This is a genomic window from Spiroplasma cantharicola (genome assembly GCF_001281045.1).
GTDB classification, from domain to species: domain Bacteria; phylum Bacillota_I; class Bacilli_A; order Mycoplasmatales; family Mycoplasmataceae; genus Spiroplasma_A; species Spiroplasma_A cantharicola.
Window position 1 is genome coordinate 878,208 of record NZ_CP012622.1, and the last position, 13,378, is coordinate 891,585.

The following is a 13,378-nucleotide window of genomic DNA, read 5'->3' on the forward strand; positions in this document are numbered from 1 at the left end:
CCTCTTTTTTATTTAACTATTTGTAATTCTCTAAAGGGTGTAGTTAAAAATTCATAGCCACTTTTTGTAACTAAAATATCATCTTCAATTCTTACTCCCCCAATTCCAGGAATGTATATTCCTGGTTCAACAGTTACACACATTCCCTCTTGTAGTGTTTTGTCACCAGCAGCTGAATTATATGGTTCTTCATGAATTTCAATACCCAAACCATGACCAGTTCCATGAGTGAAATATTTACCATAACCTTTTGATTCAATATAGTCAAAACAAATTTTATGTACTTCATTTCCACTAATACCTGGTTTAATACTTTCAATTCCCAATTGTTGTGATTGATAAACTATTTCATAGATTTCTTTCAACTTTGCATTATTAGAATTGCCAACAGCAAATGTTCTTGTTTGATCTGAACAATAACCATTATAATAACATCCCATATCTAATGTTACAAAATCACCTTCTGCAATTTTTTTATCAGTTGGTACTGCATGAGGCATACTGCCATTTTCTCCACTAGCTACAATTGTGTCAAAACTTAATTTTTCAGCTCCATTTTTTAAAAATGAATCACTTACAAATCTTGCTAATTCTTTTTCACTAATACCTGGTTTAACAAAATCCAATACTTCTAAAAAAACTTTATGAGTAATATCACAAGCTCCTTTAATTTGATCAATTTCTCATTTATCTTTTACCATTCTGATTGCATCAAAATTATGTGATACAACTTCGGCTTTCAAATTTTTTTGAAAAATTTGAGCTTCCTTTACAAAAACTCAATCACTTTCATAGACAATTGTTTTAACATTATTTTCTTTTATTATATTATTTAATAAATCATATAATTTTCCAAATTCTATTATTTCATCAATATTTGTTAATAGTTTTGAATTTCTAGCAGCTGTAATATATCTACCATCTACAAATAAATAAGACTTATTCTTTGTATATAAAATATACCCAAGTGATGAGTGAAATCTTGAAAATCAATATCTATTTTGAGGTGAATATAATAAAATTGCATCTGCTTCAATTTCTTTTAAAATTTTATTTAATAAGTCTTTTTTCATTGTTAATAACTCCTTATATATAACTATACAAAAAAAGGGATAAAAAACCTTATAAAAAGTATTTTTTTATCCCCTATTTTTTTTGTTTATGAACTTGGTGTGAATTACATTTAAAGCAATGTTTTTTAACTTCAATTTTTTCTTTTCTTTTGTCGTTTTTTGCTATGTAATTTTCTTCTTTACAAGTTGCACAACGTAAAATAACTCCTTCACGCATAGTCTTAAGCCTCCTCTTGATAATCTTTTTTAGATAATAAGCAAATTAATAATACCAAAAAAATATCACTAATTCTTAGTTTTTTTTAAAATTTAATACCTTTTCAGCTGAAATATATTACGCAGACCTTTAAAACTTTTAAAAAAATATTTCAAAAAATTTGAAAATATTGTTGTAATTATAACTATATGTAGTATTATCTATATAGATAGTTATCTATATAGATAATATCTATAAGGAGGAAATATGTTAGGATTTAATTCATTATGTACTTGTGAAGTATGTACTTGTACAAATTGTCAATGTGGAAAATAAAAAAATAGAGTTCTTTTAATTAAGAGCTCTATTTTTTTTCATTGCAATTTGAACAAATTAATAAATTCTTTTCAACTTGAATTTCAGAAACAAACAATTTTAATTCATCAATTATTTGATTATTAATTTTATAACTTTTAGAATTCTTTTCCTTAAGAGAAGTTATTAAACCAACCTTTTCTAACATTTTCATATGATAACTTAATGTTGGTTGTGTTATGTTTAAATTAACCAAAATATTTTGAGCACATTTAGTACAACCACAATCACAAATCATATTAATTATTTGTAATCTTGTTGGATCACCAAGTGTTTTAAATATTTCTGCAAATTCTATGTATTTTTCTTTCATAATTATTCTCCTTAAAAAAATCTTTTAACTAAGATTAACCAAATTATACCAATTTTTAAAAATATTTATCTTTTGCAATTTTTAAATAAATAAAGCAATAATGCTTAAATATGTGTAAAATAATAATAGTAATTTAGGAGTGATAAAAGTGAGAAAATTACTTAATGTAATTTCAGCAACAGCATTAGTTGGAACATCAACTTTAGTTGTTGTTTCATGTAGTTCAAACAAAAAATTTAACGAATTTAAAGGTTGAATTGATAATAAAGAATCATTTATTCTATATATGGGTGCAGATGATTGTCCACATTGTAAGGACTTTGATAATGCTAAAAAAGATTATAGTGATAAATTCAATTCAAAAATGAATGAGTTAAATACTAGTTATGAGCAAAAAGTTATAAGACAAGGAATAAGTTATCCAGATTCTATGACTGCTTATGGTGAAAAACTAAATAATAAAGTAGATTTTAGAGAATTTAAAACAGAAGAAGTTCAAAATAAATTTAATGAAAAGTGAAGTAAAAACATCTTAGATTGAATGATTGAAGAAGTAACTCAAATTTATAAAACTAAGGTTTTTGGAAATACTGAAACTAAAGAAAAAATCGCATACAATGAATCTAAAAAGAAAGTTAAAACTTACTTCAATAATAACAATGGTGTACCAATGTTCATTGTTATTAGAAATGGTAAATTAGTAACTTGAGAAGTTGGATTTGGAAAATCAGAGCAAGGATGAACAGAAAAAATAATTGATGAATTATTTGAACCATTGATTACTGCAATGAACAACAGTGATCAAGAAACAGTATTTATTGATAAAGTTAATAAAGGTCAATCTACTGGTGGAGGAGAAACACCTGACCCTGACCCTGGAACAGATCCAGGTACTGAACCTGGAACAGATAGTAGAAAACAATTATATCAATTTAATTATTCACTTGATAACTTAGAGCTAATTAATAATTATTCAAATAAATAAAAAGAGTAGTCAGAAACAGTAAATTTGTTTCTTGAACTACTTTTTTATTTCAAGATTATAAATTTATAACTTCATTTGGTGTTTTCATATTTAATAAGGCCGAAACTACATTCTCAATTTTTAAAAATTTCATTTTAATTTTTTTATCATCTTCCAGAAATGCTCTTGCTAAAAAATTATCCTCATAAAAGTTTGGTGCAATTAATAAAACAAGTTTGTGCTTATTAAACATTTCATCATCTTTAAGGTGTCTAACAATAGGAAATAATTCTCTTGCAGTTAAATCTGCAGAGCCAGATATTAATGTAACTTCAATAGGAAAATTTATCAGATCGCTTAAAAATACTATATCCGGTCTATTTCCTGTGGCATGGTTAAAAGGTATTCCTTCATCATCACATAAATAATTAGGCATAACACTAGAATCAGGAAATTTCTTTTTAAAAACAACTGAAGTTAAAAATTCTAGTCTTGTCGGTTCCAACATATCTTTTAGTACAAAATTTTCACTTGGAGCTTTTTTCCTCATTTTTTTGAATTCTTCATTTAATTCTTCAAAAGAAAGCTCATTTCCGAATTTAACCAAAAATTCTTGTTTTTTTTCAATAAGATTTTTATCAATTCCTGTTTTTTTACATTCAAAAAGTTCAAGAATTTTATTATCAAGTTTTCCATAAAATTTAAAATAATCTTTTTCATTATTTATAGTATCTTCTGAATCCATACTTAAGATATGATTTATTACATCACGATTGGAACTATTTCAATCTATGAATTTTCCCATACCTCGAAGAGATATAAGTCCTGATTCTCTCATTTTTCTTATATATTCATCAGTTGATTCATTAAAAATCTTTGTAAGTTTTATATAATTTCCCATAGTTTCAAAGTTAGTGTCTAAATATTTTAATATTTCACAATATATATTTTCCTTAGTATATTTATTTTTTGGAATTTCTTTTCTTATTTTAATTATAAAATTAGACAATAACTCCGTATCATCGTCTTTTCAACATAAAAAAATTGGTATTTCTAATCTTGAAATTCCTACAAAATCCTCATTTAAAATTTTTCTCATTTTCTTTATAGTATCTAAAAGTAAAATTAAAGGTTTATTACTGTTTAAATTTTTTCTATATAAGTTATTAGTTTTATATTTTGATAGTATTATAGAATAAGAAGCAAAAATATCAAATTGTTCTTCATTTTCAAAAGCTTTAATAAGAAATTCACCTAATTCAGATATTTCTATTTTTTCTCCAATTTTATAATAAAGTAAACCTCATTCTTTCATTAGTTTATAAAAAGTGTCAAATCTTGAAGGCCAACCTTTATCAAAACCAGCCTCTTTATGATTTTGTGGAGAATTCATTATAATTTCCTCAATTTGTTCTTTATTAAATTTATTTTCACTTTGATAAATTAATTTAAACTTTTCATTTTTACTAATAAAAAAAGGCTTGTATATTTTTTCCTTAATTATATCTTCAAGAATTTCATTGATTACTTCATTAGTTAAAATTTCCCCAGATTTTTTTTTAATAATTTTTAAAAACGACGGAATTCTTTGGGGATTTCTCATTGTCGTAGAAAATGACAATGGCTTATATTTATATGGTTTAATATTTTTCATAATTTGTTACAAATATCTCCTCACTATTTTTTATTGAATTATTGTGCGAGCTAATAAAATTACTTTTTAATATTTTTGAAATATATTTTGACCTTCATTTTTCGAAAAAAATATTTTGCTTACCTTTATGGATTGAAAGATTTGTAATTCCAAACTTATAGCCCTTAGAATTTAGTAAATCTAAAAACTCATATAATTCTTTTTCCTTTCCCTCGTCTCAAAACTTATTGTATTCGCTTTTAGAAATTAAATATGGGGGATCTAAAAATATAAAAACCTCTTCTGATTTGTACTTACTTAATATACTTTCTTCTAAGAAATTTTTATAATCCATACAATAAAATTCAATTTGAGTTTTATTTTCATTTACTCAATCAAAATATCAATTAAGAGCCCTTGCAGTTGTATTGTTAAAATCAACATTTCCAACAGGTAAGTTAAACTGACTTGATGAATTAAATCTTATCATATGATTAAATCCATAAACCAATAATAAATATAACAAATCAATTTTTTTATTTAAATTAAATTTTTCCTTTAACTTAATATAACTTTTTTTATTTAAAACCGAGTAATAAGTTTTAGGAAACTCATCTTTTAAAATTTTTGTTGGCATATTTATATCAAAAAACGATGAAGATAAACCAAATTTTTCAATATCCTTTTTAATTCTTCTAAAAAATTCAATTTTTTTTCCAGAATTTTTAAATAAATATTTGTGAATGTTAATAACATTTTTATCAAAATCATTAAGTATAAAGGAATTTGCAGTTATATTCATTGCAGAACTTCCACCACCCAAAAAAGGCTCAACTCAAACATCAATTTTTTCTGGAATTAAAATCTTTATTTGATCTATTACTTTATATTTATCACCAACATAAAATAATGGGCTTCTTTTTGTATTTTTTACTATCATTATTTAGCCACCTTTACTATAAATAAATACTCAATATGATTTTTAAATTCTGTTTTGCCAGAAGAAAAAAATTTATGAGGAATTTCAAAAATTTTTACTTTACCTTTAGATTTTAATATATCCAAAATTGCTTCATAACTTATTTTATTTTTAGAAGAACTGCTTTTTGGATTAAATGTATTATTATATGTAACTACAATATATTTACATACTGCAATGTCTATTAAATTTTTAAATGCGATGTTAGCTGTACATCTTGAAAATAAACTCATGTTTTCTGGCTTAGGTTTTAGTGCTTCCCCAAAAAGCTCAGGTTTATCTCATTTTGTTATTGTTTCAAGTAAGTGATAAAATCTAGAATATTGTCTTGAGTTATAAGGTGGGTCTATAAATAAAATATCAGCATTTATTTTTTTTATTAATTCATTTGCATCTTCTCTATAAATTTTTATTTTTTTATTTAGAGTTGAACCCTCAGGGCAAATTAAAGAAAACTTAAACTTCTGTTTCAAATTGGGAATATTTTTTTTCAAAAAGGCCTCATAATGCCCTACTGTATTTGCAACTTTATCAAGAGAGAAAATTAAAGATGCAATAAGAATATTTTTTTCTCTTAGGTTTAAGAAATCACTAAGGAATTTTTTTTCTATATCTTCTCTTATTCAACCAATTTTTTTACTATCATTTTTTTCAAAATATTTGTTACCAAAATTTTTTGAAAAAAAATTTTCGGGTAAAGAATTAGAATCCAATTTTTTGTATTCTAATTCTAAGTTTTCAATTTTTTTTGCATCATAATCTTGCTTTCCTCAAAAACCTTCAAAAATTGAATTATTAGAATAAAGAAAATCATTTACAATTATTAAGTCAAACTCTTCTTTTAAAGCATTTGCAACAGAACCTGTTCCAGCAAAAATATCACAAAATATTTTTCCAGAACAATTATTTCTTATGTACTTTTTTATTTCAATAATAAGGCGTTGTTTACTTCCTGTATATCTTCTATTCTCTATTTTAAACATATTTCCTCTTTCATCAAACATATTTTTATTATAAATTAAGTAATACTCTAACTATGTTTTGAAATATAATAAACTTTGGGTTTTTTAATTACTTTTCTGTACCAATATATAAAGCTATTTTTATATTTTTTAAATTTCTATATCCACATTTCAAATTAGTTTAAATAAGTAAACATTTCATCAATCAACTTCTCCTGCTAATAGTCCATATTCTTTCTTATATTCTTCTTGACCATCAATAAAAGTTATTACAAGATATGAACTATCCTTTTGTCCTATTCCAATGCAAGTTCAACCTTTAACTATGCTCTTATCAATTTTATCTACAAGCTTTCCATTATAGTCATAAATTTTTACTATATTTGGATCTTTCTCTCCACAAGATACTACGATAGTGCTTGTAGAAGCTGATAAACCCATAATTGCAAATAAACTTAAAAATTTTTTCATTGGTTTTATACCTCTTTGTTTTAACATATTTATTATAAATGATTAAAAAAGAAAAAAAACACTTAATAAAGTGTTTTTTTAATCAAGTCCGTAATAATGGTCCCCGGGGCCGGACTTGAACCGGCACGACCGCTTAAAGTCGCTGGATTTTAAGTCCAGTGCGTCTACCAATTCCGCCACCCGGGGATTAATAATAAAAATAAATGGTGTCCCGTATAAGACTTGAACTTATGACCCACTGGTTAAAAGCCAGTTGCTCTACCGACTGAGCTAACGAGACGTTAATAATAAAAATAAATGGCTGGGCTAGCAGGATTCGAACCGGCGCATGAGGGAGTCAAAGTCCCTTGCCTTACCGCTTGGCTATAGCCCAATTACTGGTGGGGAGTGACGGATTCGAACCGCCGAACCGTAAGGAGATGGTTTACAGCCACCCGCGTTTAGCCACTTCGCTAACTCCCCATGATATAAAATTGTGGTGCTGACTAAAGGACTTGAACCTTCGACCTATTGATTACTAGTCAATTGCTCTACCAACTGAGCTAAGTCAGCAATTATCCTTTTTTGTAAAAGTAAGAACCTTTTCAATTATACAAAAAAAAAGAATATAAAGTCAATAATTTTTAAAAAAAATAAAAAAAAGCACTCTGGGCGGAGCACTTATTTAAAACTTCTAGAATAGCTAATATTATAAATCTAAATAATTATGTTCATTTGATAGGGCTAAATAAACATTATGGGCTAATGATTTTTAAAACTATTCCAGACATAATTATTATATTTTAAAAATTATTTAATTTCAATGGTTATTAATTGAAAATTTAAAATTATTAGATATCATCAACAGTTAATAGTTTTAAAATTAATTTCTCATTGTGAGCATTATCATTTATTAAAATTAAATCTTGAGCCTTTTGTTGAAATTCTTCAATACTATCTCTATTTGTATATAATGTCATTACAGTTTCGCCTTTTTTAACAAACTCATTTGTAGTTTTATTTAAATAGATTCCTGCTGCAAAATCAATGCTTTCTTCTTTTGTAGCTCTTCCAGCTCCCAAATGCATTGAAAGATAGCCTAATTCATCTGCTGATGAAAAAGCTACATACCCTTCTTTTTTTGCTTTAATTTCAATCACATGCTTAGTTGAGAAATTTTTTTCATAGTCCAAAATGACGCTAAAATCGCCATTTTGGGCTCCTATAAAGTCTCTAAGCAAGTGAGCGGCACTATTATCATTCAAAACCTTGGTTAATTCAATTTTGGCTGTTTTTAGGTCTTTAAAAACTTTATTTTGTACCAATGTTAAACCAGCTGCAGTTATACATAATTCAATTAAGTCTTTTGGTCCCTTTCCGTTTAAAGTATCTCAAGCTTCTTTAACTTCAATAGCATTACCAATAGCTCTTCCTAATGGTTGATCCATATTGGTTATCATTACACTAACATTTCTTTTATGTTCTTTTCCAATTGCTATCATTGCTTTTGATAAAGCAATAGCACTTTTTAGATCTTTCATAAAAGCCCCACTACCCATTTTTACATCTAAAATAATGCTATCTGCAGGGATTACAAGTTTTTTTGACATAATACTTGAAGCTATTAAAGGGATTGAATCTACTGTCCCTGTAACATCTCTTAAGGCATATAATTTTTTATCAGCTGGTACAATATCACTTGATTGACTCATAATTGAAATACCAACAGTATTTAAAATTTCTTTAAATTTCTCTTCACTAATTTCACCAGTTCACCCTGGACAACTTTCAAGTTTATCAATTGTTCCCCCAGTTTGACCTAAACCTCGCCCTGATAATTTAGCTACCTTAACACCAAACTTTGCAACTAGAGGTGAAAAGATTAAACTTGTTTTATCTCCAATTCCACCAGTTGAGTGTTTATCTGCTTTTAAACCCTTAACACCATCTAAATTATAAGTGATTCCAGAGTTAATCATTGCTTGTGTAAAATTGGCAATTTCAGATGAACTCATTCCATTGAATCAAATTGCCATATTAAAGGCCGCCATTTGATAGTCTTTTAATGTGTTATTAACAAAAGAATTAACCACTCAAAAAATTTCTTGAGAAGTTAATTCTTTTTTATTTTTCTTTTTATTTATAATTTCTGCAAAATTCATTCTTATCTCTCCTACTCATATCAATTAATAAAAATTAGTTCTATTTTTTTTATCTACTTTTTTTGGTTTAAGACCTAATTTTTTAGGATCTCAATCTTTATATAAATTAATATTTTTTTCAACTTCTTTTTGTACATTTTTAGTTAGCATTTCAGTTTTCAGTGAAATAAATTTCTCTGGCATCATTGGCTTACCAAAAACTACCTTAATAACAAATCTTCCATGCTTTCTTTTTTGAAATAATTTATATGAATCGATAATTGAAACAGGAACAATTGGTACATATGCCATTTGTGCTAATTTCATACTTGCTGATTGAAACTCTTCTGGTTCTTGCTTTGCACTACGAGTTCCTTCTGGAAAAATAACAACTGTTCTTTTATAATCAGATATTAATTCTTTGGCTTCTTTCATTGCACTTAACGCACTTCTTGGATTGTTTCTATCCAAAGGAATATTATCTGTTAAATTCATAAAATGCTTAAATATTTTAGTTTTTCATAACTCTTGTTTGGCAATAAAAGCAACTGGTTGTTGTAATGAAAAGTCATTAATTGCTAGCATAAGAATTGAATCTAAATTCGATTGATGATTTGGAGCCAATACTATTCCACGATCTAATCAGTTTTCAATTCCTATAACATTAATTTCAACATTAGCTATTTTTAAAACTTTTCTAATCTTCTTTTTAACTCAATTATATCTTCACTCTTCTGAATATAAATTAGGGTCTTGTTTAATTTTTCTTGTAATTTTTTTTGCTTTTGCAGTTACTCTTCAAATACTTCAAGCGTTAGTAAATAATCTTCATTTACTAACATAAGCCATTTCCTTTTTATCCTTATCTTCTTGGGTATTTAATTCTTGCTTTATTTCAATTTCTTGTTTTTTATCTAATTGTTGCATAGTTATTGCCTTTCATAATAATAAGTTGTGAATTCGCTAAAATCCTCTTTATGAGTCATTTTAAATAATAAATTATCTCATTGAGGTGCAAAAACATCTCCTGGATAATTTTGCTTGATAATGCTAATTACTAATTTATCTGCGTAATTTAGTGCACTTTTGTAAATTTGAGAACCGCCAATGATAACAAGTTCTTCTTGACTTAATTGATATTTCTTTAAAATTTCTTCTAAATTATTGGATACTTCTAAATTATTATAACTCTTTTCTAATTCTCTTGAAGTAATTAAAATATTTTTTCTATTAGGCAAGGGTTTTTTTGAAAGTGAATCTCAAGTATTTCTACCCATTAAAATAGTTTTGTTTTTTGTATAATTAATAAAATGTTGCATTTCTTCTTTAATATTTCAAGGTAATTTATTATCTTTGCCAATAATATTGTTTTTGCTTTGTGCTCATATTAAAGAAATCATTAAACTGCAACAGCTCCTTTTATTGTTGGATGACTTTCATAACCTTCTAAAAGAATATCTTCAAATTTAATATCAAAAATAGATTTATTTTTAAAATTAATTTTTAAAGTTGGCAGTTTTTTTGGCTCTCTTGTTAATTGTAATTTTAATTGCTCAATATGATTTGAATAAATATGAGCATCACCAATTGTATGAATAAAATAACGTGCAGTTAAATTACATTCTTTTGCAACTAGTTCCAATAACAAAGAGTAACTTGCAATATTAAAAGGTATTCCTAAAAAAATGTCTCCACTTCTTTGATAAAGTTGTAAATCAATAAAACCATCTTTTGATACATAAAATTGAAATAAGGAATGACATGGTGGTAAAGCCATTTGATTTACCTCAGCAGGGTTTCAAGCAGATATGATATGTCTCCTTGAAAAAGGATTTGTTTTTATATCATTAATTAAATTTTTAAATTGATCTACTCCATTAAAATCTCTTCATTGTTTTCCATAAACAGGACCTAATTGCCCATGTAAATCTGCAAATCTTTTATTTTCTTTAATTTTTTGAACAAATTCTTCTAAACTTTCATTTTGAAAATCCTTAGATTTTTTATAAATTTCATAAGGTCATTCATTTCAAATATTTACTTTATTGTCAACCAAATATTTAATATTAGTATCTCCACTAATAAATCAAAGTATTTCATGAACTATTGCTTTAAAAAATAATTTTTTGGTTGTAACTAAAGGAAAACCATTTCTTAGATCATATCTCGATTGTGTTCCAAATTTTGAAATAGTTCCTGTATTGGTTCTATCATTTCTTCGTTCGCCAGTTTGTAAAACTTCTTCTACTAAATCCAAATATTGTTTCATTTTTTCACCCAATTTATTATATATCAGAATTACAAAAATATATATTAACTATTAATGCATAATACTTTTGAAACTAATTTTATCTAATAAAAAATAAAAAATTCCATACAAATTTAGTATGGAATAATAATTTATAAATTTAAAGCAACTGCTACTGAATAATTTTTTTCATGACTTATTGATAATTCAATATTTTTAAATTTACTATTTTCAATTACTGGTTTACTATTTCGATAAACAATATTTATTTTGTTTACTTCTAATGGTACTTCAAGACATTTAATCAAAGCTTCTTTTGCAGCTCATCTTCCTGAAGCAAATTGCAATTTTGCTTCAGAGCTTTGTAAATCATTTAATAATAATATTTCATCTTGATGTAAAAATTTCTTTAAAAATTTTTCTTCCAAATTTATTCTTTTATTTTCAACAATATCAATTCCAATTTTTGCCATAATTAATTTCAATATCCTTTTGCAAAATTAAAATAATGTTCAATTCAGTAAGTTCCACTATACCCCTTATCATTAACATTTCTTCAAAATTCTTTATCATGATTTATTTTTGCAATATCATTATTTGATGGTTCAACATCTTTTTTAGGACTTTCTGAATCATAAAATTCACCAAGTTTTAATTCACCTGAAGGAGTAATTTCAAATCCCTCAATTAAATAAGTTGCAGTATAAATTGTTGATAAAAAAGGAATTGAGTCTAAATTACTTCTTGTTGTAGCATTAACATAATTAATGTTTTTAAAGAAATTATAATTCTGTTTTGCATTTCTTAAAATTTTTGATAAATATCTTTGATTAGTACTTGTGCCAGAAGCTCCCGATGATGCATCTAATTTATTGGCCAAGGTAATAAATGGATTTGCTTCAATACCATCTTGCTCTGTTTTAACTTGAGCTCACTCATAAAATTTTTCAAACTCTTTCATATCTAATCAACCATCGTGGATTTTTTTGTCATCTTTTCCTGATTCTAGATAATATTGGTCAAAAGCATTTATCAGCTCAACACTTGTAACAGTTGCTTTTTGACTATTTACTCCATTTACAAACATTGTAGAACCCATTAACATCATTTCTGAAGTAAATCTAAATAATGCTCTTGTATCTTGGGGCATAGTTTCAATACATGCAGAAATTGGGAATTGCAATGGATTATTTGTTGCATAACCTTCTGCCATAACATCTTCATACACTAAAAAGAAATTTTTTAAATCCGGTAATGATTGCTTTGAAATTAATTGCATTGCCATAATAGAAAATGGATTAATAACATATTTATTGATACATCCATTTGTATAAGTAAAAGCAAAAACAGGAACTGATGGTAAAGGTGCAGCTATCTTGCGTGATAATGAATACTTTTTATAAGAATTTCCACCAAAAATAGTATCTTTAATTTGTTCTTCTGTCATATTTGAAAAGTTTGTTAACCCGATTTTTTGATTTTCTGTTTGAAATAAAGGAAAAGATAAAAAAAGACTAAAACTCATTGATAATGCCATACCGATGGCAAGACCATTAAAAGTTCCAAGTAAAGTATCAACTTTTCTAACTACTTTCATTTTATTAATTCTTTTCTTAAAAGCTCTATATAAAATTAAACCAATTAGATTGACTATTGTAAAAACAAAAACGCACATAAAAAGATACAGTATTAAACCTGATAATGTCTTTAAAATTTCATATCCTGTTCCTCCAGCACCTACTGGTAATCCAGATTCACTTCCGTTATTTGGTAATAAACCACTGACAAGTTTACCAATTGTATCACCAAAGTAGGAAAAGACATCAACAAGCCTAAGTTTTACCCACAATTGCATTAATAATGGATTCAAAGAGTTTGTTAATAATGCTGGAACAAAAAGTAAGATAATAATAACTATTACTTGTAAAACCAATATATAAAAAGTCACAAAAAAACCTTTTCTCATTCCAAACATAGTACAGCTAATAATAATAGAAAAAGCTAATATATCAAATAGCCATCAAGGTCCTATATTAATCATTTA

General features: G+C 26.1%; 14 protein-coding genes and 5 tRNA genes. 1 reads left to right on the plus strand and 18 read right to left on the minus strand.

Translation table 4 applies throughout. The features are described from left to right. Positions 1-8: 8 nt before the first annotated feature. From SCANT_RS03795 to SCANT_RS03805, 3 genes are all read right to left on the minus strand, one after another. A complete protein-coding gene (locus SCANT_RS03795; RefSeq protein ID WP_053946402.1) occupies positions 9-1,073 on the minus strand; it encodes an aminopeptidase P family protein in 1,065 nt (354 codons plus the stop codon). 73 nt (positions 1,074-1,146) lie between these two features. Beyond that, positions 1,147-1,290: a 50S ribosomal protein L33 gene (gene rpmG / locus SCANT_RS03800; protein ID WP_053946403.1), complete on the minus strand. Its 144-nt coding sequence runs from the start codon at positions 1,288-1,290 to the stop codon at positions 1,147-1,149. 343 nt (positions 1,291-1,633) lie between these two features. Next, a complete protein-coding gene (locus tag SCANT_RS03805; protein WP_053946404.1) occupies positions 1,634-1,957 on the minus strand; it encodes an ArsR/SmtB family transcription factor in 324 nt (107 codons plus the stop codon). 148 nt (positions 1,958-2,105) lie between these two features. On the opposite strand from SCANT_RS03805, the gene SCANT_RS03810 reads away from it, so the two are divergent. Beyond that, the gene (locus SCANT_RS03810; RefSeq protein WP_053946405.1) at positions 2,106-2,942 is read left to right on the plus strand and encodes a lipoprotein; all 837 of its coding nucleotides are present in this window, start codon (positions 2,106-2,108) and stop codon (positions 2,940-2,942) included. Between the two features lie 55 nt (positions 2,943-2,997). On the opposite strand, the gene SCANT_RS03815 is transcribed toward SCANT_RS03810, so the two are convergent. The 15 genes from SCANT_RS03815 to SCANT_RS03885 all read right to left on the minus strand — a co-directional run bounded on the left by SCANT_RS03815 (position 2,998) and on the right by SCANT_RS03885 (position 13,375). Further along, complete coding sequence (locus tag SCANT_RS03815; protein ID WP_053946406.1) at positions 2,998-4,575, minus strand: AlwI family type II restriction endonuclease; 1,578 nt, start codon at positions 4,573-4,575, stop codon at positions 2,998-3,000. Then, on the minus strand, positions 4,562-5,494 hold the full coding sequence (locus tag SCANT_RS03820; protein ID WP_053946407.1) for a Dam family site-specific DNA-(adenine-N6)-methyltransferase: 933 nt from the start codon (positions 5,492-5,494) through the stop codon (positions 4,562-4,564). The genes SCANT_RS03815 and SCANT_RS03820 overlap by 14 nt, the downstream gene beginning before the upstream one ends. After that, on the minus strand, positions 5,494-6,516 hold the full coding sequence (locus SCANT_RS03825; RefSeq protein ID WP_053946408.1) for a DNA adenine methylase: 1,023 nt from the start codon (positions 6,514-6,516) through the stop codon (positions 5,494-5,496). The genes SCANT_RS03820 and SCANT_RS03825 overlap by 1 nt, the downstream gene beginning before the upstream one ends. Positions 6,517-6,645: 129 nt before the next feature. Then, a complete protein-coding gene (locus SCANT_RS03830; RefSeq protein WP_053946409.1) occupies positions 6,646-6,966 on the minus strand; it encodes a Vmc-like lipoprotein signal peptide domain-containing protein in 321 nt (106 codons plus the stop codon). 97 nt (positions 6,967-7,063) lie between these two features. Beyond that, positions 7,064-7,152 (minus strand) — tRNA-Leu (locus tag SCANT_RS03835). Between the two features lie 18 nt (positions 7,153-7,170). Continuing rightward, positions 7,171-7,246 (minus strand) — tRNA-Lys (locus tag SCANT_RS03840). An 18-nt stretch (positions 7,247-7,264) separates the two neighbouring features. Then, positions 7,265-7,339 (minus strand) — tRNA-Gln (locus tag SCANT_RS03845). Positions 7,340-7,344: 5 nt separating this feature from the next. Then, positions 7,345-7,428 (minus strand) — tRNA-Tyr (locus SCANT_RS03850). A 14-nt stretch (positions 7,429-7,442) separates the two neighbouring features. After that, positions 7,443-7,518 (minus strand) — tRNA-Thr (locus tag SCANT_RS03855). Positions 7,519-7,796: 278 nt separating this feature from the next. Next, the gene (locus SCANT_RS03860; protein ID WP_053946410.1) at positions 7,797-9,107 is read right to left on the minus strand and encodes a thymidine phosphorylase; all 1,311 of its coding nucleotides are present in this window, start codon (positions 9,105-9,107) and stop codon (positions 7,797-7,799) included. Positions 9,108-9,131: 24 nt separating this feature from the next. Continuing rightward, on the minus strand, positions 9,132-10,013 hold the full coding sequence (locus tag SCANT_RS03865) for a lysophospholipid acyltransferase family protein (RefSeq protein WP_053946411.1): 882 nt from the start codon (positions 10,011-10,013) through the stop codon (positions 9,132-9,134). Positions 10,014-10,015: 2 nt separating this feature from the next. Continuing rightward, on the minus strand, positions 10,016-10,486 hold the full coding sequence (locus tag SCANT_RS03870) for a dihydrofolate reductase (RefSeq protein WP_053946412.1): 471 nt from the start codon (positions 10,484-10,486) through the stop codon (positions 10,016-10,018). Further along, positions 10,486-11,355 carry a thymidylate synthase gene (locus SCANT_RS03875; RefSeq protein ID WP_053946413.1) on the minus strand — a complete coding sequence of 290 codons (870 nt, stop codon included), beginning with the start codon at positions 11,353-11,355 and terminating at the stop codon, positions 10,486-10,488. Before SCANT_RS03875 ends, SCANT_RS03870 begins: the two co-directional genes overlap by 1 nt. A gap of 131 nt (positions 11,356-11,486) precedes the next feature. Then, positions 11,487-11,807 carry a holo-ACP synthase gene (locus SCANT_RS03880; RefSeq protein WP_235443283.1) on the minus strand — a complete coding sequence of 107 codons (321 nt, stop codon included), beginning with the start codon at positions 11,805-11,807 and terminating at the stop codon, positions 11,487-11,489. 2 nt (positions 11,808-11,809) lie between these two features. Continuing rightward, positions 11,810-13,375 (minus strand): hypothetical protein, encoded by a 1,566-nt coding sequence (locus tag SCANT_RS03885; protein ID WP_053946414.1) that lies wholly within the window; start codon positions 13,373-13,375, stop codon positions 11,810-11,812. Between the last annotated feature and the right edge of the window lie 3 nt (positions 13,376-13,378).